We start from the raw sequence: 21296 nt of genomic DNA on the forward strand, positions 1-21296 counted from the left end.
CCGCGCACAAGGGCCCGGCACCCCCTCTGGCCGGTGCGTTCCCGGCCGCAGCGGCACCTGGGAGCACAGCCGGCGGGCGGTGTTCCGCGGGGTGGGCGAGGTGGGCGGAACGAGAAGTTCGGTCCGGTGTGTGCGGGCCCCCGCACTATCGTCGTCCGAGCATTCCCGACAAAGCACTACGGCAGGAGGCCGATGGCGCGTGGCTGACGCGGCGGACCACAACGCTGTGAACGGGCCTGCCGCGGCCGCGGCCCTCGGCGCAGACCCCCGGCTGACGGCGGCACGCGCCGTACTCTGGCTGCTCGCCGCCCTCCTGGCGGCACGTCAGGCGGCCACGGCACTCCGGCTGCCGCCCGGCCGCCGCCTCGCCGACCCGGACACCTGGATCGGCGAGAACGGCGTCCTGCACGTCTCCGGGGGCCTCTACGACGCCGTCGACGGCCCCCGCTTCACCGGCACGCCCTTCTCCGGACTCGTCCTCAGCCCCCTGACCAGCTCCGCCCAGCAGGCCCTCGGCGTCGCCTGGACCTTCGGCACCCTGCTGCTCGTCGCCGCCGTCGGCCTGGTCGCCGCCCGCTCGCTCCCCGGCCCCGTGCCCCGCCGCACGGCCCTGCTCGCGGCGCCCGTCGCCATCGCGCTGACGATGGTCTCGCTGCCCGTCCGCGGCACCTTCACCCTCGGCCAGACCAGCATCATCCCCGTCCTGCTCGTGCTCTCCGGCTGCCTGCGGGTGCCCGGCGAGCGGACCTCCGGTCTCCTCGTGGGCCTCGGCGCTGCGCTCCAGCCCGCCCTCCTCCTCTTCGTCCCGCTGCTCTGGTCCACCGGCCGCCGCACCGCGGCCCGGTCCACTGCCGTCACCTTCGCCGCCGGCTCCGCCCTCGCCTGGGCCGCACTGCCGCGCGACTCGTGGACGTACTGGGTGCACCACCTCGCCGGAACCGGCCTCGGCGACCGGGCGGACAGCCCCGCGAACCAGTCCCTGCACGGCGCGCTTCTGCGCCTGGGCCTCTCCGGCCCCCTGGAGACCGGCCTCCTCGGCCTGCTCGCCGCCGCCGTCTGCCTCCTCGGCCTGCGCCGCGCCGTCCGGTACGCCCGTGACGGGCAGCCGCTGCTGGCCGTCGCGCTCACCGGCTGCGTCGCGGTCGCCGTCTCGCCCGGGGGCTGGCAGCACCAACTGCTCTGGGTGCTGCTCGCGGCCGCAGGCAAGGTCGGCACCCGTGCTGCCGACCGGGCCGTGTGGCCGGTGACCGTGGTCCTGGTCATGACCCTGCCCAGCGACGTCCTGCTGCCCAACCTCGCGCTGCTGGCACCCGTACGGGACAACGTGCTGCTCCTCGCGGCCCTCGCCGCCGCCTGCGCGGTCCCGTTCCTGCCGCGTACGTCGCCCCACTGGCACCACCCGGTCCCCACCGCGTACGCGCCGCCCGCCCCGGCCCGGTGGTCGCGAATACCGCTGCTGCCGTTCTGGCGCCGCGTGCTCAGCCGCCCCAACCTGCTGCTCGAACTGCTGCTGATCCGGGTCGGCTACTCGCTCTACTCGCACATCCGCGCCGCGGCCCCCGACAGCCGTGCCCTCGCCGAGGGCCACGGACGCCGGATCCACTCCCTGGAGGGGTGGCTCGGCATCGACATCGAACACGCCGTCAACCACGCGGTCGTGGGCCGACCCTTGCTGAGGGGTTTCTTCGACTTCTACTACACGTCCTTCCACTTCGTGGTGCCGCTGGCGATCCTGGCGCTGCTCTACCGGCGCAGCCCGGGCGACTACCGCTGGGCACGGGCCTCCCTCGGGCTGGCCACCGTCCTGGCCCTCGCCGGGTTCTGGCTCTACCCGCTGGCGCCGCCGCGCCTGATGCCCGGGCTCGGTTTCATCGACACCGTGCACGGACCGCAGGACCTGGCCGATCCGCAGTACGGCGCCATGACCGCGATCTCCAACCAGTACGCGGCGATGCCCTCGCTGCACTTCGGCTGGGCGCTGTGGTGCGGGCTGGTGGTCTTCGCACTGGCCCGCCGGCCCTGGCAGAAGGCCCTGGGCCTGGTGCACCCGGCGGTCACGCTCTGCGCGATCGTGGCCACGGCCAACCACTGGGTCCTGGACGCCGTCGGGGGCGCGGCCGTCGTGGCCGCCGGCTTCGCCCTGGTGTACGTGCTGTCGGGCCCCCGCGGCAGCGGGACCGCGCCCGCGCCGCCGGGCGGGGACTCCCTGGCGTCCGTACCGCCCGCGCTGCGCGGGCGGCGGTCCGGTGCCAGCATCGGATCATGAGCGCACGGCGGCAGGACACGGTGGCGCGGGGTACGGCCTCCGGGGGGCCCGACCGGCGCAGGCGGGCCCTGTTCGGTGGCGGGGCCCTGGTCGTGGTGGTCGTCGGCTACTTCGTCCTGGCCGCGACCGTCCCCCGCTGGTGGGCCCACCGCATCGGCGACGCGGTGGGCGGCAGCCTCGCCACCGGCCTCCTCCTGGGTCTGGCCTTCGGGATCCTCTGCACGCTGCTGCCCCTGCTGGTGGCCTGGACCGGGCTGCGCCGCCGCAGCTCCGCGAAGGCGACCGCGGGCTGGCTGGCCCTGGCGCTGCTGCTGGCGCTGCCGAACCTCTGGACGCTCAGCGTCGTCGTCGGCAACGGCAGCGCGGCCCACGCCGGCCAGCGGACCATGGACGTGGAGGCTCCCTGGTTCCGCGGCGGCACCCTGGTCGGAGCCGTCACCTCGGTCGTGGTCTTCGCGGCCCTCGTGATCCGCGCCCGCCGCCGGCGCCCCACCGGAAAGCGCACGCGCTGAGCGGGGGGTTGTTTCCCAAACGGGTCGACCCGTATCGTAAATCGTATGAGCTCCTCTCCGTCCTCCAGAGGACGTCCCAGGGATCCCCGCTCGCACCAGGCGATCGTCGGTGCGGCCGCAGAGCTGGTGACCGAGGTCGGCTACGCCGCGACCTCGATCGGGGCGGTGGCCGCCCGTGCCGGTGTCGGCAAGGACACCGTCTACCGGAGGTGGCGGGGCAAGCCGGAACTGGTCTTCGAGGCCGTGTTCACGACCACCGACCAGGCTCCGGTCCCGGACACCGGAACGCTGACGGGGGATCTGACCGTACTGATGCAGGGCCTGGTCGACGAGTTCCAGGCACCCGCCGCGGCAGCCGCGCTTCCGGGGCTGCTCGCCGACTTCGCTGCCGATCCGGTGCTGAAGGAGCGGATCCGCAGCGACTTCCTGGCCCCGTCGAAGGAGCGGCTGCTGATCGTCTTCGAGCGCGCCGCGGCGCGCGGGGAGATCGCGGCCGACACGCCCGTGGACCTGGTCCTTGACACCCTGGCCGGAGCCGTCTTCTTCCACGTCGGCCTGGTCGGGGAACACCCCGGCCCCCAGCTGGCCGGCCGGCTGGCCGCCGTGATGGCCAAAGGAATCGAGGTCCGGTGAACGGCTGGCTTCTCGCGGCGGGCATCACCGCGTTCGGTGTGGCCGCGGTGCACATCGTCGCCGGACACCGGGACGTGGTGCGCCCGCTGCTGTCCTGCGGGCTGGCTGACGAACCCAGGCGCGTCATGCACGCCGTGTGGCACATGGTGAGCGTCGACCTGGTGCTCTCCGCGGCCGCCCTGGTCTGGCTCGCGCTCGCGGGCGACACGTCGGCGACCGGTCTGATGGCGTGGTTCGTGGCCGCGCACTTCGCCGCGTACGCGGTCGCCTTCCTGGTCGTCACGCTGTCGGCCGGCTGGTCGAAGCCGCTGCTCCGGCTGCCGCAGTGGATCCTGCTCCTGCCGATCGCGGTCCTGACGGCGGCGGGTGCCGCGTAGCGACCCCACCGGGGGCGCGGCGTCTCAGGGGGCCAGGGTGGTCTGGGGCAGGTACGCGTACGAGTGGCGCGTGTCGTGGGCGGTGTCGATCAGCGAGACCATCAGCGGGTTCGGGCCGGGGGCGGCGCCGGTCTCGGCGCGGAGGCGGTAGCGGCGTACGGAGACCGCGTCCCGGGCGAGGGGGCTGCCGCCCGCGTACATCGAGGGCGGCATGACGTCGTTCGCGATCCGCAGGTCGGCGTGGCGCCAGCTGCCGGCGGCGCGGTCCCAGCGCTCCAGGACCCAGCCGCCCGTACCGCCCGGCATGATCTCCAGCTGGAACGCGAGCAGCAGGCTCCGGTACGACCGGGTGTTGCCGTTCTTCAGGGTGACCGTGAACTCCTGCCCCGGTCCGCCCGGCTTCAGCGAGAGCTGCCCGCCGGGCGCGGACACGGACATCGAGAGGTACGTCGGCACGGGCGGCCGGGACGGGCTCTTCGACGGTGCCGGGCTGCCCGCCGACGGACGCGCCGCGGGCGTGTGCGGGGCCGAGGTGCCCGCGGCCGGAGCGGCCGGGGCGGAGGGAGCGGCGGACGCCGTGGGGGAGGCGGTGGCCTGCGGCGACGCGGCGGCCGGGGCCGAGGGGGTACGGGCCTCCGCCCCGTCCTCGGGCGCGCACCCGGTGACGCCGGGCAGCAGGACGGCGACGGCCGCCGCGGCGGCGGTGAGGGCGCGGCTCGGGCGCATCAGGCGGTTTCCCCTCGGTGGTGGCGGCCGGAACCCGCCGGACGGGCGCGGGCGGCACGGGCGCGGGCCTTTTGTTGCTCGGGGAAACCTAACCGGGCCAGGACACGGGGAAGAGGAGAGCGGGTAACGCTTTGGGTGTGCCGGAAGGGGCACCGGGGCACAGCTGCCCCGGCGCCCCTTCCGGCTGGATCGCCGCTGACGTAAGGATCGCCCCGTTCGGTCCGGACCGCCACCCGAACGGGTGCGCCCGGGTCGCGGGCCGGCGCGTGTGCCCGTACGCCGGCCCGGGTGGGCGCGTGTGCCCGTACGCCGGCCCGGGTGGGCGCGTGCGTGCGGGCGGCCGCGCGGCCGCGTGCGTACCGGCGGCCGGTCCGGGGGCGGGACGCGCGGGCGGCAGGGGCCGGGGGCGTGGGAGTGGTGGCCCCTGCCGCCGGGACCCGGGTCAGCCGTGGCTGACCTGGAGCTCCTTGATGCCGTTCAGCCACGCGGCGCGCAGCCGCCGCGGCTCGCCCGTCAGCCTGAGGTCCGGCAGGGCGTCGGCCAGGGCGTTGAAGATCAGGTCGATCTCCAGGACGGCCAGCGACTTGCCGAGACAGAAGTGCGGTCCGCCGCCCCCGAAGCCCAGGTGGGGGTTGGGGTCGCGGGTGATGTCGAAGGCCTCGGGGTTCTCGAACACCTCCGGGTCGTGGTTGGCGGAGGAGTAGAACATCCCGACGCGGTCGCCCGCCCGGATCTTCTGGCCGCCGAGCTCGGTGACCTGGGTGGCGGTGCGCTGGAAGGAGACCACCGGCGTGGCCCAGCGGACGATCTCCTCGGCCGCGGTGGACGGCCGCTCCCGCTTGTACAGCTCCCACTGGTCGGGGTGGGTGAGGAAGGCGTGCATGCCGTGGCTGATGGCGTTGCGGGTGGTCTCGTTGCCCGCGACGGCCAGCACGAGGACGAAGAAGCCGAACTCGTCCGAGCTGAGGTTGCCCTGCCCCTCGGCCGCGACGAGCTGGGTCACGATGTCCTTGGCGGGGCACTGTTTGCGGTCGGCCGACATGTTCATCGCGTAGGCGATGAGGTCCATGGCCGACTGGGCGCCGACCTCCTCGGTGATCGCGTACTCCGGGTCGTCGTACGCGATCATCCGGTTCGACCAGTCGAAGAGCTTGGAGCGGTCCTCCTGGGGAACGCCGATGAGTTCGGCGATGGCCTGGAGCGGCAGCTCGCACGCGATCTTGGTGACGAAGTCGAAACTGCCGTCGCCCGCCCCGGCCTTGGCCTCCGCCACGATCCGCCGCGCCCGCTCGCGCAGCGTGTCCTCCAGGGCGCGGATCGAGCGCGGGGTGAAGCCGCGCTGGACGATCTGGCGGACCCGGGTGTGCTCGGGCGGGTCCATGTTCAGCATGATCAGGCGCTGGGCATCTATCTGCTCGCGCCGGATGTGCTCGTTGAAGCGGATGATCGCGGTGTTCGTGGTGGAGGAGAACAACTCCGGGTGCGTGGAGACGTACTTGACGTCCGCGTGCCGGGTGACGGCCCAGTAGCCCTCGTCGTCGAAGCCGGTGATGCCGCGCGGCTGCGGGCACCACCAGACCGGTGCGGTCTGCCGCAGCTGGGCGAACTCCGGGAAGGGGACGCGGGCTTGGAGGAGGTCGGGGTCCGTGGCGTCGAAGCCTTCGGGCAGCGCGGGGCAGGGCATCGGCAACTCCAAGGTCTGACGGCCCATCAGAAGTTGGCTTGAAGGTAGTAACGAGTTCTAGAAGTGACAAGGCCTGCGGCGCGGACTGTTACCCGCGGCCGCCCTCCCCGCGCGTGCGGAAATCGTGCAGTCCCGCGCAAGACCCTTGCGGAGCCGGGGTTCCGGTCATAAGACTGCGGGGAGAACTAGAACGCGTACTAGTTCGGGGGGTTCGGGCCGTCCGCCGATTCGGGCCCGGACAGGGACGACACGACACACAGCTGCCGCGGGCCGCCGGGACGGCCCGCCCGCTGTGGAGGAGAGGACGAGCTCATGGCCGCGGAACCCGTCATCGTCGAAGCCGTACGCACGCCCATCGGCAAACGCGGAGGCGCACTCGCGAACCTCCATCCGGCCTACCTGCTGGGCGAGACCTACCGCGAGGTGCTCGCCCGCACCGGCATCCAGCCCGACTGCGTCGAGCAGATCGTCGGCGGCACGGTCACCCACGCCGGCGAGCAGTCGATGAACCCCGCGCGCAACGCCTGGCTCGCCATGGGCCTGCCGTACGAGACCGCCGCCACCACCGTGGACTGCCAGTGCGGCAGCTCACAGCAGGCCAACCACATGGTCGCCAACATGATCTCCAGCGGCGTCATGGACATCGGCATCGCCTGCGGCGTCGAGGCCATGAGCCGCGTCCCCCTCGGCTCCGGGTCCAAGCACGGCCCCGGCAAGCCCTGGCCGGACGAGTGGAACGTCGACCTCCCCAACCAGTTCGAGGCCGCCGAGCGCATCGGCCGCCACCGTGGACTGACCCGTGAGGACGTCGACCGGCTCGGCGTGCTCTCGCAGGAGCGGGCGGCCGTGGCCTGGGCCGAGGAGCGCTTCAAGCGGGAGACCTTCGCCGTCCAGGTGCCCACCACCGAGGACGAACAGCGCGCCGGACAGGGCATGTGGCGGCTGGTCGACCGCGACGAGGGGCTGCGCGACACCTCCATGGAGGCGCTGGCCCGCCTCAAGCCCGTGATGCCGACCGCCATCCACACGGCCGGCAACTCCTCGCAGATCTCCGACGGCGCCGCGGCCGTGATGTGGGCCTCGCGCAAGATGGCCCGCGCGCTCAAGCTGAAGCCGCGCGCCCGGATCGTCGCCCAGGCGCTGGTCGGCTCCGACCCGCACTTCCACCTCGACGGGCCGATCGACGCCACCCGGGCCGTGCTGGGCAAGGCCGGGATGTCGCTCAAGGACATCGACCTGGTGGAGATCAACGAGGCCTTCGCCTCCGTGGTCCTCAGCTGGGCCAAGGTCTTCGACCAGGACCTGGAGAAGGTCAACGTCAACGGCGGCGGCATCGCCCTCGGCCACCCGGTGGGCGCCACCGGGGCCCGCCTGATCACCACCGCCCTGCACGAGCTGGAGCGGCGCGACAAGGAGTTCGCGCTGGTCACCATGTGTGCGGGCGGGGCGCTGGCCACCGGGACGATCATCCAGCGGCTCTGACCGGCGGCGGCGCCGGAGCCGGGTGTGCCGGCTCCGGTGCCGGGCCGCCGGGCCGCCCGAAGCCCCTGGGGATGGGGGAAGGCCCCGGTGGCCGGCCTGGGGAGGCCGGCCACCGGGGCCTTCGTGCGTCTGCGGTCCGCCGACGCCGTGGTCTGGTGACGCCACGCTCTGCTGGTCGCCTGCCGGCTGTGCGGCGGCTTAGTACCAGTGGTTGGCCTGCCAGAAGTTCCAGGCGCCGACCGGGGAGCCGTAGCGCTCGTTCATGTAGTCCAGGCCCCACTTGATCTGGGTGGCCGGGTTGGTCTTCCAGTCAGAGCCGGCAGAGGCCATCTTCGACCCCGGCAGGGCCTGGACCAGGCCGTAGGCACCGGAGGAGGAGTTGGTGGCGGTGTAGTCCCAGCCGCTCTCGTGCTCCACGATCTTGCTGAACGCGGCGAACTGGGCCGGGTCCTTGATCATCTGCTGGGCGATCGCCTTGGGGCTCGCGGGGGCGGCCTGGGCCGGAACCGCGGCCAGGAGGGTACCGGCGGCGGTGAGGCCGATGACGGTGCCCGCGAGGGTCTTCTTGCTGGCGGCGATGCGGCGGATGACGGCGTTGGACACGGAGAACCTTCCGTAGGGAACAGGACGGTCGCAGGCATGCCGAGGACACGCGTGAGCCACTCACGTCGGATGAGGGGGTGCGCGCAGTCCGTGGTCCGCGGGGGACCCGGCTGCCTTCCGGCGGTTGTCCCCGGGGGTGAACCACCCGGGCCGCTCGGCGACTCATCCAGTTTTAGCCGGGCTGTTGCAGGGCTGCAACGACCCCCTCCTACTACGGACGGTCGGAGCCGGGGGTCGCGGCGCCGGGCCGGTCCGATCGACGTCCGTGCAGGTGGGAGGGGGCGTGGGGTGGGGGTGGGGACCTCGCTCAGGGACTACGGTCCCGGTTCGTATGTGACCTGGGTCCTGTGGGCCGCCTCACCGGTTTCGGGCCCGGATGTCGCCATCCGTCACAGTTCATGCACATTTTTTGGGGTGTCTGAGGGGCCCCCGAGTGCGGATTCGAAGGTGACCGGGGTCTCAAAGGCAGCTTTTCGAGTGGCCCGGCGCAGCGCGCGGAGCAGCGTTCCGCCCAGCGCCATGGTCAGTACGACGGTCAGCGCGGCCCGGCCGAGGTCCCAGCCCATCGACGTGGTCAGGCAGTAGGCGAGGAAGCGGACCAGGTTCTCGGGCACCGGGTCGCCGGCCTGGAAGGAGACCCCGGTGCCCATCCCCGAGATGAGCACCCAGCCCTGGAGGTTCATGACGGTGCCGTACGCGAAGGCGCCGAGGAAGCCGTACGCGGAGAGCAGCGCCAGCTCGCCCCGGCCGCGCAGCCGGTCCGGGGCCGGAAGGAGGCCGGCACCCATGGCGAACCAGCCGAGCGCCAGCATCTGGAACGGCATCCACGGCCCGACCCCGCCGGTGAGCAGGGCGGAGGCGAACATCGTGACCGCGCCCAGCACGAAGCCGAAGCCCGGGCCGAGGACGCGGCCGCTCAGCACCATCAGGAAGAACATCGGCTCCAGGCCGGCGGTACCGGCACCGAGCGGGCGCAGGGCCGCGCCGACGGCGGCCAGCACGCCGAGCATGGCCACGGCCTTCGCGTCGATGCCGTCGTCGGCGATGGTGGCGACGACGACTCCGACCAGGAGGGGCAGCAGGGCCGCGAAGAGCCAGGGGGCGTCCTGGGCGTGCGCGATGCCGGAGGCGGGGGCGGCGAGCAGGGGCCAGCCGAAGGCGGCGATGCCGATGAGGGAGACCAGGATCAGGGCCGCGGCGGCGCGGGGGCCGATGCGGATGGGGCGGGTGGCTTTGGTGCGGTTGGTGTGGTGGGTGTGGTTGTTGCGGGGGGCGGGGGTGCCGGTCATGCGGTGGGCTCCTGGGCGAGGGCCCGGGCGACCTGGGCGACCGTGAGCCAGTGGCCGGGGGCCAGGATCTTCGCCACCTGCGGGGCGAAGGCGGGCGAGGAGACCACCACCTCGGCGGTGGGCCCGTCCGCGACGACCTCGCCGCCGGCCAGGATCACCACCCGGTGGGCCAGCTCGGCGGCCAGTTCCACGTCGTGGGTGGCCAGCAGAATCGCGTGGCCTTCCGCGGCCAGGCCCCGCAGGACCTCGACGAGCCGGGCCTTGGCGGCGTAGTCCAGGCCGCGGGTCGGCTCGTCGAGCAGCAGCAGGGCCGGCCGTCCCGTGAGCACGATCGCCAGCGCGAGCGCCAGCCGCTGGCCCTCGGAGAGGTCGCGGGGGTGCGTGTCGTCCGGGACGCCGGGGAGGAGGGCGGCGACCAGTTCCCGGCAGGTGCCGGGGGCCGCCTGCGCGTCCTGGTCCGCCGCCGTGCACTCGGCGGCGACCGTGTCGGCGTACAGGAGGTCGCGCGGCTCCTGCGGTACGAGGCCGACGTGGCGCAGCATCTGGGCCGGCGGGGTGGCGGCGGGCGCGCGGCCGCCGACGGTCACCTCGCCGGTGTGGGGTTCGAGGAGGCCGACGAGCGTGGCGAGGAGGGTGGACTTGCCGGCGCCGTTGCGGCCCATGAGGGCGGTGATCTCGCCGGGGGCGAGGGTCAGGGTGATTCCGCGGAGGATCTCGGTGCGGGTTCGGCGTACCGCCAGGTTCCGGGTACGGGCGGGCTCCGCCGGGGGTTCTGGTTGCGTGCCGGTGCCCCCGCGGCGCGTTTTGGTGCCGGTTCCCGTGCCGGTGCTGGGCGTTCTGCTGCTGGGTCCGGTGCCGGGGCCGGTAGCTTCGGGGCGCCGGAACCGCTGGAGAAGTTCCCCTACCCGCCCTCCCCCTCGCTTCGCTGGGGGGACCCCCATCCCGAAACCGGGGCTCCGCCCCGGACCCCGCTCCTCAAACGCCGGAGGGGCTGGGGTTGCTGCGGTGGGTGCGGCGGGTCCCGGGTCCCGGTCGTCGTAGGTCGGAGGGGCAGGGGTTGGCGCGGTGGGTGCGGCGGGCCCTGGGTCCCGGTCGTCGTGCGTTGGAGGGGCTGGGGTTGCTGTCGGAGGGGCTGGGACTGCTGTGCCGGGCGCGGCGGGGCCCGTTTGCGGGGTCGGGAGGGCGGTCAGGCGGGACCTGAGCGGAGCGGAGCGGCGGCGGGCGTCGCGGACGGAGAGGGGGAGGGGGGACCAGGCGGCCAGGCGGCCCAGGGAGACCACCGGGGGGTGGACCGGCGAGAGGGCCATGATGTCGGCCGGCGGGCCCATGACCGGAGCACGGCCCGGGCCCGGCAGGAGGACGACCTGGTCGGCGTACTGGACCACCCGTTCCAGTCGGTGCTCGGCCATCAGGACCGTCGTGCCCAGGTCGTGCACCAGCCGCTGGAGCACGGCCAGGACCTCCTCCGCCGCGGCCGGGTCGAGTGCCGAGGTCGGTTCGTCGAGGACCAGGACCTTCGGGTGCGGGGTCAGCACCGAGCCGATCGCCACGCGCTGCTGCTGGCCGCCGGAGAGGGAGGCGAGCGGGCGGTCGCGGAGTTCGTTCAGGCCCAGCAGGTCGAGGGTCTCCTCCACGCGCCGCCGCATCACCGCGGGGGCCAGGCCGAGGGACTCCATGCCGTACGCCAGCTCGTCCTCGACCGTGTCGGTGACGAAGTGGGCCAGGGGGTCCTGGCCGACGGTGCCGACCACGTCCGCCAGCTCGCGCGGCGGATGGGTGCGGGTGTCCCGCCCCGCGACCGTGACCCGGCCGCGCAGGGTGCCGCCGGTGAAGTGCGGGACGAGCCCGGAGACGGTGCCGAGGAGCGTCGACTTGCCGACGCCGGAGGGGCCGACCAGCAGCACCAGCTCGCCCTCGGGCACGGTCAGGTCCACCCCCTGGAGGGTCGGGACGGCCGCGTCCTCATAGGTGACGGACACCTGCTCGAAGCGGATCACCGGGACTCCTCGGGGGCTGTGGACGGTACGGGGGCCACGAAGGCCGGGAGCAGGCCGATCAGCACCGCCGCCGCGGGCCACAGCGGCAGGGCCGGCGCGGTCAGCGGCACCACGCCGGGCCGCAGCGCCTCCGGGTCCCAGGACCCGGCGAGGATCATGAGGGCGGCCACCGCGGCGCCGGAACCGGCGATCAGCCAGGACCGGGCGCCCCACCGGTCGGGCCGGTAATCGGTGCGCAGGCTGCGCCGGCCGCCGAGCCGGAGCCCGGCCAGCGCGAGGACGAGGCCGGTGAGCAGGACCGGCAGCCCGTACGAAGCGCCTTCCGCGGCCAGCAGTCCGTACGTTCCGGCGCACACCCCGAGCAGGCCGCCGAGCGTGAGGACGGCGGTCAGCCGGCGCACCGCGGCCGGCACCCGGGCGGTACGGCCGTACCCCCGCGCGTCCATCGCGGCGGCCGTCGCCACCGAGCGCTCCAGGGCGCCTTCGAGCACCGGCATCCCGATCTGGAGGACGGCCTTCACCCCGCCGGTGGGGCGGCCGCGCAGGCGGCGCGCGTGGCGGAGCCGGGCCACGTCCGCGACCAGGTTGGGCGCGAAGGTCATGGCCACGACGACGGCCACGCCGGCCTCGTACAGGGCGGCCGGCAGCGACTTCAGCAGCCGCGCCGGGTTGGCCAGGGCGTTGGCGGCGCCCACGCAGATGAGGAGAGCGGCCAGCTTGGCCCCGTCGTAGAAGGCGAAGACCAGCTGCTCGGCGGTGACGCGGCCGCCGATGCGGATGCCCTGGGCCCAGCCGGGGAGCGGCAGCTCGGGGAGGGTGAGGAGGGTGTGCGTGCCGGGGATGGGGGAGCCCAGGACCACGGAGAAGACCAGCCGGATGGCGATCACGACCAGGCCGAACTTCAGGAAGGTCGCGTACGAGCGGGACCACGGGGCGTCGGTCTTGCGGGCGGCGACGACGTAGCCGGCGGTGCCGACGACCAGGCCGAGGAGGAGGGGGTTCGTGGTGCGGCTGGCGGCCGTGGCGAGGCCGAGCGCCCACAGCCACCAGGCACCGGCGTGCACGGCGTTGCTCCGGGTGGCCACGGGAGCGGTGAGCCGTCCGGCGGTTCCGGAGGCGGTGCGGGGGCGGCGGTGCGGGTGCCGGTTCGGGGTGGCGGGGGGCCTGCCGGCCCCTCGGCTGCCGCGTCCGTCCCCGGCCCCCAGGGCGCGAAACGCCCTGACCCCGCCGTCCGGTTCGACACCGGGGGCGGGGGATGCGGGCTCCGGCGCCGAGCGCGCGCCGGACCCCGGCGCGACACCCGCCGTGTCCGGGACGGCTCCCGCGAGGCGCGCGGCCGCGTCCCGAGCCGGGCCGGGTTCCGCTCCGAGGTCTGGTGCGGCCCCTTCGGGGTGCGGCTCGGCGCTGCGGCCCGGGGCGGGCCCGGGCTGCCGCGCCGCGGCCGGGGGCGGCTGAGGGGTGTCGTGCGCGCTCATCGGTTGCGGGTGCGGGACTTCCAGACGGCGGCCGCGCCCAGGGCGAGGACCGCGGCCAGGCCGATGAGGAGGTTCACGGACGTACCGGAGCCGGTGGTGCCGGTCGTACCGGAGGACGGGGCCGCAGCCGTCGGTGCGGCCGTCGGTGCGGCGGTGCCGTTCTCCTCCGGCAGCGCGATCTGCTCGCCGCAGCCCTCCCGGGGATAGCCCGAGATGGCGCAGAGCAGCGCGGCGCTGTTGTAGCGGAGCGGCTTCGCGACCGCGGCCAGCGCCTCGGCCGTCGTGGCTTCCGGCGCCACGGACGCGCAGGCGGTACGGGGCTGCGCGCGCGGCGGGGTCTCGCCCGCGGGCGCGTCGGCGGGCACGCCGAAGTCGATGACCAGGGCCACCCGCTTCTTCCCGGCCGCCGCCGGGGTGGACCCGCAGACCGCCTGGAAGTCGGCGGCGGCGCGGGGCCGCGCGGCGTCGGGGGCGTCCTTGCTCACCGCGAAGCGGAAGCCCTGGACGGAGCCGTCGCCGGGGCGGGCCGTCGACGGGCCCTGGTTCGCGTAGCTCCAGCTCCCGCCGGTGCCCTCCCAGAAGGACCAGTAGCGGTAGCCGGCGGCCACCGCGGGCCCCGCGCCGAGCAGCGTGAGAGCGGTGCCGAGCGCGAGGACCAGAGCGAGGAGCGGCGTGCGCTGTCGGCAACCCCGCCCGGTGCCGGGGGTACCGGTCGGATCGGCGGCCTGGGGCGGGGCCGGGGGAACGGCGGAGCGGCGGCCGAGTTGTCTGCGCATGGGTTGTGACCTGCGCTCTCTTTCGTTGTCAGTGGGGGTTGTTAGGTTCCTGGTCGTGACGGCAGCATTGGCTTGCGAGGGCGTGTCCGGGCATGCCCGGTACTCGTTCCGGCTGCGTGTGTCGTCCTCCGCGCGTATCGCTCTGGAAGGCGAGTGGGCGCGGTGTCGTTGGGTGTGGAACGAGTGCGTGGCGATGTCCCGCAAGGTCCACGGCCTGAACAAGACCGCAGCCGAGAAGCTCACGTGTGGTCCGGCGCAGCTGGACAAGATGCTGACCGAAGCCCGGCACTCGATGGCCTGGCTCCGCGAGGGAGCCAGTGTTCCGCAGCAGCAGATCATCCGGGACTTCGCGAAAACCCGCGCGAAGGCGCTGAAGGACATCACGGCGAAGCTGCCGATGCGGCAGCGGGCCGGGATGCCGCGCATCAAGCGCAAGCGCGAGGCCCTGCCGTCCATGAACTACACGACCCGGGGCTTCCGACTCAAGGACGGTCGGCTGCACCTGGCCGGCGGGATCGTGCTGACGGTGGTGTGGTCCCGTGACCTTCCCTCCGCGCCGTCGTCGGTGCGGGTGTACCGCGACAGCCTCGGCCACTGGTACGCCTCGTTCGTCGTCACGGTCGAGACCGAGCCGCTGCCCACCACGGGTGCCGCGATCGGCATCGACTGGGGTGTGAAGGAGACCGCGACGACCACGTCCGACTCCCACGACCTGCCGCACCCACAACACGGACGCACAGCCGCGGCCAAGCTGGCCGGTTACCACCGGATGATGGCCCGCCGTCGGACCCCCGAGAACCGGCCCGACACCAACGGCTACCGCAAGGCCCGGAAGGCGGCAGCGAGGGCGTCGAAGAAGATCGCCCGGCAGCGGCAGGACGACGCACGCAAGTGGGCCAAGCGCGTCGTCCGCGACTTCGACCACCTCGCCGTGGAGGACTTCCGTCCCCGCTTCCTGGCGAAGTCCGCCATGGCCCGCAAAGCCGCAGACGCCGCGATCAGCGCCACCAAGGCTGCTCTGGTCGAGATGGCCCGTAAGCACGGACGGACCGTGCACCTGATCCACCCCGCGCACACCACCAGGGACTGCGCACAGTGCGGAGCGAGAACCAAGCACGCACTCCCCCTCTCCGAAAGGACGTACACCTGCACGGCGTGCGGAGCGGTCTCGCCCAGAGACAAGAATTCCGCCCGCGTCATGCTTATCCGGGCTGGTCTCAACCCGGCTGGTGCTGATCTTGTAAGTGCTGCCCCCTGCCAGGGGACAGCCGAAGTGAGCTAGGAATCCCCTCCCGTCAGGGAGAGGAGGAGTCAATGCTTCTTCTTGCGGCCGCTGAGGAGGAAGCCGATGCCGATGCCGGCGACGGCGAAGGAGCCGATGACCCACCACTTCGAGCTGTCGCCGGAGGCGGAGTCCTCGTCCTTCTCCTCTTCCTTCTTCTCCGGGGCCGCGGTCGCGGCGGCGGCCTGCGGGGCCGGGCCCGTCGCGTTCAGCGCGGCGACCAGGTCGGTGCCGCCGAAGGACTTGGGGTCCTCGCCCATGGCGTGGGCGGCCAGCACCAGCGTGCCCAGGCCCGCCGGGCTGCCCTTGGCCCACTCGCCCGCGTTCTTCTCCAGCCACGCGAACGCGCCCCGCGCGGCACCCGCGTGTCCGCCGGCCGCCAGCGCGATCACGGCGTCGGCGGTGTTGCCGACGTCCGCCACCGGCTTGTCGGAGCCGGGGGTGACGGCGGTCAGGTGGCCGTCCTTCTTGAGTGCCTCGGCCAGGTAGTACGCCGCGCCCACGGCCGCCGTCGGCGCGTCCGCCGCACCCTTCGCGCCCGCCGGGCACTCGGGGACCGTCACCGGCTCGTCGGAGCCGGCCGGCGAGACGACGGCGTTCTTGCCGAGGCCCGCCAGCGCGGCGGCGGCCGTCGCGTCGGCGTTGGCGGCCAGCTTGCCGTCCTTGTCGGGCTGGTAGGCGAACGCGCCGCGGTCGGCGCCCTTCGCGGCGCAGCCGAGCTGGAAGGGGAGGAGGCCGTCGAGGGCGGAGGTGCCGGCCTTGGACTTCACGTCGCCCGGCTTCACGCCCGCCGCGGCCAGGGCGCCGATCACCACGGAGGTGGAGTTGGCGTCGCTCGGGGAGCCCGGGCTGTAGGACCAGCCGCCGTCCGCGTTCTGTACGGACTTCAGCCAGTCCACGCCCTTCTTCACCGCGGCGTCCTGGCCGCCCAGGGCCGCCAGCGCCTGCACGGCGGCGGCCGTGGCGTTGCTGTCGAGCATGGTCTTGGCGTCGCAGGCCTTGGCGGCGTCGGCGCGGAAGGAGGCGAAGGCGCCGTTCGCGCACTGCTGGCCGGTCAGCCAGGAGACGGCCCCCGGAGCGGGCTTCAGGCCCACGGTGTCCTGGGCGAGCAGCGCGAAGGACTGGCGCCACACACCGTCGTACGTCGGGTCGGTCTTGCCGTACAGGCCCTCGGGTATCGCGGGGGCGGGGCTCGGCGCGGCCAGGGCGGCGGGGGCGGCGGCCACGCAGAGCACGGCGGTGGCGGCGAGCGCGGCGGCGCTGCGGCGGACGGTCATGGCGGCGGGTGCCTCTCCTGCTGGGGAGCGGGAGGCAGGCACACGAGGGGCCGGGCTCCGGCTCCGTATACCTCGACGGTGCCGGTCACCGGGGTTCCGGTGACGCGAGCCGCGCACGTCCAGCAGGGCATTCCGGCTCGCCGCCCGGGGCGGCTCACGGTTGCGGGTCAGCGCCGGATTCGCACCGGCTTCCCCCTGCGTGGAGTGTTGACGACCCCGACACTGTACCGGCCCGGGTACGGCCGGCCGGGGGCCAACCCCGGCCCGCGCCCCTTGCCTGCACCGGCCGCGGATCGCCCCGTACCGGGCAGCGGGATCCCCGGTACCGCCCGCAGGGCCCGTGTCGCCCGGGTCCCCGTCCGTACGCCGGCGCCGGTACGTGCGTCCGCCCCGCCCCCGGCCGTGCCGCGTCTCACACCGCCCGGTACGTCACCGGGTCGCTGCCCGGCACCGCCTCGGCCCGGCCCAGTTTCACCAGCCGCCGCAGGTGGGCCTCCGCCTCCGAGACGGCGATGTTCCGCGAGCCGTAGGGGATCTCGGCCCAGGGGCGGTTCCACTCCATCCGCTCCGCCAGCCCCCACGGGGTCACCGGCTCGCCCAGCAGCTCCCACAGCCCCTGCAGCCGCTCCTCGTGGTGGGCCAGCAGCTCGCGCACCCGGGCCGGGGCGTCGGTGAAGGCGTGCTGGTGGGCCGGGAGCACCTCGGCCGGCGCCAGGCGGCCGATGCGTTCGAGGGAGTCGAGGTAGTCGCCCAGCGGGTCGGTGGCCCGGGTGTCCTCGGGGTCCTCGTAGAGGCCGATGTGCGGGGAGATGCCCGGCAGCAGGTGGTCGCCGGAGAACAGCCGGCCGTTGCCCGGCAGGTTCGCCGGGTGGCGTTCCTCCAGGTGCAGGCAGACGTGGCCGGGGGTGTGCCCGGGCGTCCAGATGGCGCGGAGCCGGCGCCCGGGCAGGGGCAGCAGCTCACCGGGCGCGATCTCGCGGTCGGGCAGGGCCGCCCGCAGCCCGGGCAGGGTGCGCATCCGGCCTGACTCCCGGGCCGCCCGCAGCGGTGCGACGTGCTCCTCGGGGGCGCCGGCAACGGTGAGCTTCACGGCCAGGTAGTCCAGCCAGACGGCCGGTTCGGCGCTGCGGGTGCGCTGGACCACCTCCGTGTCGGCGGCGTGCATGGCGATCCAGGCCCCGGAGGCCTCCCGTACGTGGCCGGAGAGGCCGTGGTGGTCGGGGTGGTGGTGGGTGATGACCACGCCGTGGACGTCGGCGACCGCGATGCCGAGGGCGTCGAGGCCCCCGACCAGGGTGTCCCAGGAGGCCGGGTCGTCCCAGCCGGTGTCGACGAGGACGGGCCCGGCGTCGGTGTCGAGGACGTGGACGAGGGTGTGGCCGAGCGGGTTGTCGGGGATGGGCACCTTGATGCCGTGGACGCCCCCGCCGTGGTCGGTCACCTGAGTCACCTGGGTCATGCCGGGCCCCCTGTCGACGTACGTTTCGAGAACTGGTTCCAGTAGTAGCCCAAGTCGACCATCGAGGGCCACTCCTGACCAGCCGTCGGATGCCGCGGGTGTTCCTTCCCCGCCGCTTCCGTCCTCGCCGTGGACTAGTGGAACTAGAACTGGTATCAGTTCTGGGGTCGAAGCCTGAAAGAGCGTCAGGGGACGGCACGCAGGCAGTCACACCAGCGCCGGGCCGCAGGAGGCATCAGCCATGACCGAGCTCGTGGAACACGGAAAGCTGTTCATCGGCGGGGAGTGGGCCGACCCGCTGGGCAGCGGGACCATCGAGGTCGTCTCGCCCCATACCGAGCAGGTCATCGGCCGCGTCCCGCACGCCTCCACCGCCGACGTGGACCGCGCGGTCGCGGTCGCCCGCAAGGCCTTCGACGAGGGCCCCTGGCCCCGCATGAGCCTCGACGAGCGGATTGCGGTCGTCACCCGCATCAAGGACGCCATAGCCGTCCGGCACGAGGAGATCGCCCGCTCCATCAGCTCCCAGAACGGCTCCCCGTACTCCTGGAGCGTCCTCGCCCAGGCCCTCGGGCCGATGATGGTCTACGACGCCGCCATCACGGTCGCCCGCGACTACCCGTACGAGGAGCGCCGCACCGGCGTGCTCGGCCCGATCCTGGTCCGCCGCGAGCCGGTGGGCGTCGTCGCGGCCGTCATCCCCTGGAACGTGCCGCAGTTCGTGGCCGCCGCCAAGCTGGCGCCCGCGCTGCTCACCGGCTCCTGCGTGATCCTCAAGCCCTCACCCGAGGCGCCCCTGGACTCCTACATCCTGGCCGACATCGTCCGCGAGGCCGGGCTGCCGGAGGGCGTCCTGTCGATCCTGCCCGCCGACCGCGAGGTCAGCGAGTACCTCGTCGGGCACCCCGGCGTCGACAAGGTCGCCTTCACCGGCTCCGTCGCGGCCGGCAAGCGGGTCATGGAGGTCGCCGCCCGCAACCTCACCCGGGTCACCCTCGAACTCGGCGGCAAGTCGGCCGCCGTGATCCTCCCGGACGCCGACCTGGAGTCCACCGTGGCCGGGATCATCCCGGCGGCCTGGATGAACAACGGCCAGGCCTGCGTGGCCCAGACCCGGATCCTCGCCCCGCGCAGCCGGTACGACGAGATCGCCGAGGCCCTCGCGGCCGCGGCCGGCGCCCTGGTGGTCGGCGACCCGCTGGACCCGGCCACGCAGCTCGGCCCGCTCGTCGCGCAGCGCCAGCAGAAGCGGTCCCTCGACTACATCAGGATCGGCCAGGACGAAGGCGCCAAGGTCCTCGCCGGCGGCGGCGTCCCGGCCGGGCAGGAGCGGGGCTGGTACGTCGAGCCGACGCTGCTCGGCAGCGTCGACAACGGCATGCGGGTGGCCCGCGAGGAGATCTTCGGCCCGGTGGTCTGCCTGCTGCCCTACGGGGACGAGGCCGAGGCGGCGAAGATCGCCAACGACTCCGACTTCGGCCTCAGCGGCAGCGTGTGGACCGCGGACGTCGAGCACGGCATCGACTTCGCGCGCCGGGTGCGGACGGGCACGTACAACGTCAACACCTTCAGCCTCGACATGATGGGCCCCTTCGGCGGCTACAAGAACAGCGGCGTGGGCCGGGAGTTCGGCCCCGAGGGCCTGGGCGAGTACCTGGAGCACAAGATGATCCACCTGCCCGCCGGGTACGCACCGCCCGCCGGCGCGGCGGGCGGTGCGTGATGGGCGACCGCTGGCACGTCGAGGTGGACCGGGGCGTCTGCATCGGCTCCGGCATGTGCGTCAACCACGCCCCGGACGGCTTCCGGCTGGACACCGCCCGCCAGTCCCACCCGGTCGCACCGGACACGGACGCCAGCGAGCCGGTCCTCACGGCGGCGGAGGGCTGCCCCGTCGAAGCGATCATGATCACCCTCCTGGAGTCGGGCGAACCGGTGTTCCCGCCGGAGGAGTGAGCCCCTCGCGCCCGCCGGTCTCCGGTGCCGGCCCCGCCCGCCGTCACCCCTTTGGCGGCGGGCGGCCTGCCGGAGCCACCGCGGCGCCCGGGCGTCAGCCGTGGACGGGCTGGACCAGCGCGTCGGCCGCGTCCAGGGCGAGCCGCCACGGGAAGTCCGGTACGTGGTCCTCGCCGGGCGGGTTGGGGTGGAAGCCGTTCTCGCCGTACAGGACGCGCACGCCCGCGTTGTGCAGGGTGGCCAGGCTCTGCTCGAACTGCGGGTGGCGGTCCAGCGCCGTGTTCACGCACGGCATCACGGCCATGGGCGTGCCCTTGCCCATCGCCTCGGCCGCCACGCCGACCACGAAGCGGTCGGTGATCCCGAGGGCCAGGGCGTTGACCGAGTTGAAGGTGGCGGGCGCGAAGAGGACCGCGTCGGGCGCGGGCCACAGATCGGGCTCGCCGGGGCGCCGGTACCGGCTGCGTACGGGGTGGCCGGTCAGCGCGGCGAGCCCCTCGATGCCCCCGGCCACCCAGTCGGCGGCCGACGGGGTCAGCCCCAGGCAGACGTCCCAGCCCCTGGCCTGGGCCTCCTCCACGACCCGGGCCACGTCGAACAGCGGCGGGGCGGCGGAACAGAACAGATACAGGGTGCGCGTCATGAGCATCAGTTGATCACACAGATGATGCGGACCCGTCAAGAGCCGAGCGGTTCCGGCCAGGCCCCCCGGCTCGGGGCCCAGCCGGGGCCGGACCCCGTCCGCAGGGGCGGCCCGGCCGCGGGCCCCGGCGCCGCAGGGCCGGAGCGCGGCCGTCAGGCACCCGGCGCCGCAGGGCCGGGAGCGCGGCCCTCAGGCACCCGGCTGCTCCGGTGCCGTGAGGTCGATCAGCCGGCAGACCGTCTCGATGTCGATCTTCACCTGGGCGATGGACGCGCGGCCCGACAGCCAGGTGATCAGCGCCGAGTGCCAGGTGTGCTCGATGACGCGGACCGCCGACAGCTGCTCCGCCGTCGGCGGCGCGTCCAGTCCCATCGCGTCCAGGATGATCGCGGTCGTCAGCCGGGAGACGGTGTCCACCTCGGGCGAGACGCTCCGGTCGGCGAAGGTCAGCGCCCGGACCATCGCGTCCGCCAGGTGCGGCTCCCGCTGGAGGGCCCGGAAGGCCCGCATCAGGGTCTCGGCGACCCGCTCCGACGCGCTCTCGCCCGCCGGGGGCCGCTTCCGCAGCGTGGTGTGCATGTGCTGGAGCTGGTCCTGCATGGTCGCCACCAGCAGGTGCACCTTGGACGGGAAGTAGCGGTACAACGTGCCCAGCGCGACGTTCGAGGACTCCGCGACCTCGCGCATCTGCACGGCGTCGAACCCGCCCCGGCTCGCCAGCTGCGCGCTCGCGTGCAGGATCCGTCGGCGACGGGCCTCCTGGCGCTCAGTCAGGGGCGGGGACGCCGCGGTGGCGGCTCTGGCTTCCGCTGTCATATGTCCCATTCCATGGCCTTCGCCGGACACGGCCCCGTGCGGC

The 21296-nt window shown here is 74.0% G+C and carries 19 protein-coding genes and 1 riboswitch; of the genes, 8 read left to right on the forward strand and 11 right to left on the reverse strand.

The features are described from left to right. Positions 1–199: 199 nt before the first annotated feature. From ACIF6F_RS27200 to ACIF6F_RS27215, 4 genes are read left to right on the forward strand one after another with little or no spacing between them, the layout of a single operon-like run. Positions 200–2266, forward strand: coding sequence for a bifunctional glycosyltransferase 87/phosphatase PAP2 family protein (locus ACIF6F_RS27200; protein WP_399951854.1), 2067 nt, complete (start codon positions 200–202; stop codon positions 2264–2266). Then, on the forward strand, positions 2263–2778 hold the full coding sequence (locus ACIF6F_RS27205; protein WP_399951856.1) for a hypothetical protein: 516 nt from the start codon (positions 2263–2265) through the stop codon (positions 2776–2778). Before ACIF6F_RS27200 ends, ACIF6F_RS27205 begins: the two co-directional genes overlap by 4 nt. Positions 2779–2823: 45 nt before the next feature. Continuing rightward, entirely contained in the window at positions 2824–3411 is a 588-nt protein-coding gene (locus ACIF6F_RS27210) for a TetR/AcrR family transcriptional regulator (RefSeq protein ID WP_399951860.1), read from the forward strand. Beyond that, a complete protein-coding gene (locus ACIF6F_RS27215) occupies positions 3408–3788 on the forward strand; it encodes a hypothetical protein (protein ID WP_399951863.1) in 381 nt (126 codons plus the stop codon). The genes ACIF6F_RS27210 and ACIF6F_RS27215 overlap by 4 nt, the downstream gene beginning before the upstream one ends. Positions 3789–3812: 24 nt before the next feature. Here the strand turns inward: ACIF6F_RS27215 and ACIF6F_RS27220 are convergent, their stop codons facing one another. Further along, positions 3813–4514: a hypothetical protein gene (locus ACIF6F_RS27220; RefSeq protein ID WP_399951866.1), complete on the reverse strand. Its 702-nt coding sequence runs from the start codon at positions 4512–4514 to the stop codon at positions 3813–3815. Between the two features lie 442 nt (positions 4515–4956). Beyond that, complete coding sequence (locus ACIF6F_RS27225; protein WP_399951869.1) at positions 4957–6198, reverse strand: cytochrome P450; 1242 nt, start codon at positions 6196–6198, stop codon at positions 4957–4959. A 312-nt stretch (positions 6199–6510) separates the two neighbouring features. Here ACIF6F_RS27225 and ACIF6F_RS27230 point away from each other — a divergent pair, with 312 nt between their 5' ends. After that, positions 6511–7680: a steroid 3-ketoacyl-CoA thiolase gene (locus ACIF6F_RS27230; RefSeq protein WP_399951872.1), complete on the forward strand. Its 1170-nt coding sequence runs from the start codon at positions 6511–6513 to the stop codon at positions 7678–7680. Positions 7681–7878: 198 nt separating this feature from the next. On the opposite strand, the gene ACIF6F_RS27235 is transcribed toward ACIF6F_RS27230, so the two are convergent. From ACIF6F_RS27235 to ACIF6F_RS27255, 5 genes are all read right to left on the reverse strand, one after another. Further along, positions 7879–8283, reverse strand: coding sequence for a transglycosylase SLT domain-containing protein (locus ACIF6F_RS27235; RefSeq protein ID WP_399951875.1), 405 nt, complete (start codon positions 8281–8283; stop codon positions 7879–7881). A gap of 389 nt (positions 8284–8672) precedes the next feature. Next, on the reverse strand, positions 8673–9572 hold the full coding sequence (locus ACIF6F_RS27240) for an ECF transporter S component (protein ID WP_399951878.1): 900 nt from the start codon (positions 9570–9572) through the stop codon (positions 8673–8675). Further along, positions 9569–11569, reverse strand: coding sequence for an ABC transporter ATP-binding protein (locus tag ACIF6F_RS27245; protein ID WP_399951884.1), 2001 nt, complete (start codon positions 11567–11569; stop codon positions 9569–9571). Before ACIF6F_RS27245 ends, ACIF6F_RS27240 begins: the two co-directional genes overlap by 4 nt. Further along, positions 11566–12654: an energy-coupling factor transporter transmembrane protein EcfT gene (locus ACIF6F_RS27250; RefSeq protein WP_399951887.1), complete on the reverse strand. Its 1089-nt coding sequence runs from the start codon at positions 12652–12654 to the stop codon at positions 11566–11568. Before ACIF6F_RS27250 ends, ACIF6F_RS27245 begins: the two co-directional genes overlap by 4 nt. Before the next feature lie 386 nt (positions 12655–13040). Then, positions 13041–13820, reverse strand: a complete 780-nt coding sequence (locus ACIF6F_RS27255; RefSeq protein WP_399951890.1) for an SCO2322 family protein — start codon at positions 13818–13820, stop codon at positions 13041–13043. On the opposite strand from ACIF6F_RS27255, the gene ACIF6F_RS27260 reads away from it, so the two are divergent. After that, positions 13819–15102: an RNA-guided endonuclease InsQ/TnpB family protein gene (locus ACIF6F_RS27260; RefSeq protein WP_399951893.1), complete on the forward strand. Its 1284-nt coding sequence runs from the start codon at positions 13819–13821 to the stop codon at positions 15100–15102. The two genes, ACIF6F_RS27255 and ACIF6F_RS27260, sit on opposite strands and share 2 nt — an antisense overlap. A gap of 29 nt (positions 15103–15131) precedes the next feature. On the opposite strand, the gene ACIF6F_RS27265 is transcribed toward ACIF6F_RS27260, so the two are convergent. After that, positions 15132–16379: a prenyltransferase/squalene oxidase repeat-containing protein gene (locus tag ACIF6F_RS27265; RefSeq protein WP_399951895.1), complete on the reverse strand. Its 1248-nt coding sequence runs from the start codon at positions 16377–16379 to the stop codon at positions 15132–15134. Between the two features lie 125 nt (positions 16380–16504). Then, positions 16505–16576: riboswitch (cobalamin riboswitch) on the reverse strand. A gap of 215 nt (positions 16577–16791) precedes the next feature. After that, complete coding sequence (locus ACIF6F_RS27270; RefSeq protein WP_399951898.1) at positions 16792–17838, reverse strand: MBL fold metallo-hydrolase; 1047 nt, start codon at positions 17836–17838, stop codon at positions 16792–16794. A 241-nt stretch (positions 17839–18079) separates the two neighbouring features. On the opposite strand from ACIF6F_RS27270, the gene ACIF6F_RS27275 reads away from it, so the two are divergent. Then, positions 18080–19561, forward strand: a complete 1482-nt coding sequence (locus ACIF6F_RS27275; RefSeq protein ID WP_399951901.1) for an aldehyde dehydrogenase — start codon at positions 18080–18082, stop codon at positions 19559–19561. After that, on the forward strand, positions 19561–19794 hold the full coding sequence (locus ACIF6F_RS27280; RefSeq protein WP_399951904.1) for a ferredoxin: 234 nt from the start codon (positions 19561–19563) through the stop codon (positions 19792–19794). Before ACIF6F_RS27275 ends, ACIF6F_RS27280 begins: the two co-directional genes overlap by 1 nt. Positions 19795–19888: 94 nt before the next feature. Here ACIF6F_RS27280 and ACIF6F_RS27285 read toward each other — a convergent pair whose 3' ends face one another. Both ACIF6F_RS27285 and ACIF6F_RS27290 read right to left on the reverse strand, forming a co-directional pair. Then, positions 19889–20437, reverse strand: a complete 549-nt coding sequence (locus ACIF6F_RS27285) for a flavoprotein (RefSeq protein WP_399951908.1) — start codon at positions 20435–20437, stop codon at positions 19889–19891. Positions 20438–20626: 189 nt separating this feature from the next. Further along, positions 20627–21253, reverse strand: coding sequence for a TetR family transcriptional regulator (locus ACIF6F_RS27290; RefSeq protein ID WP_399951911.1), 627 nt, complete (start codon positions 21251–21253; stop codon positions 20627–20629). Positions 21254–21296: the final 43 nt, after the last annotated feature.

This window comes from Streptomyces sp. NPDC086023, assembly GCF_044540325.1.
Lineage (GTDB): Bacteria > Actinomycetota > Actinomycetes > Streptomycetales > Streptomycetaceae > Streptomyces.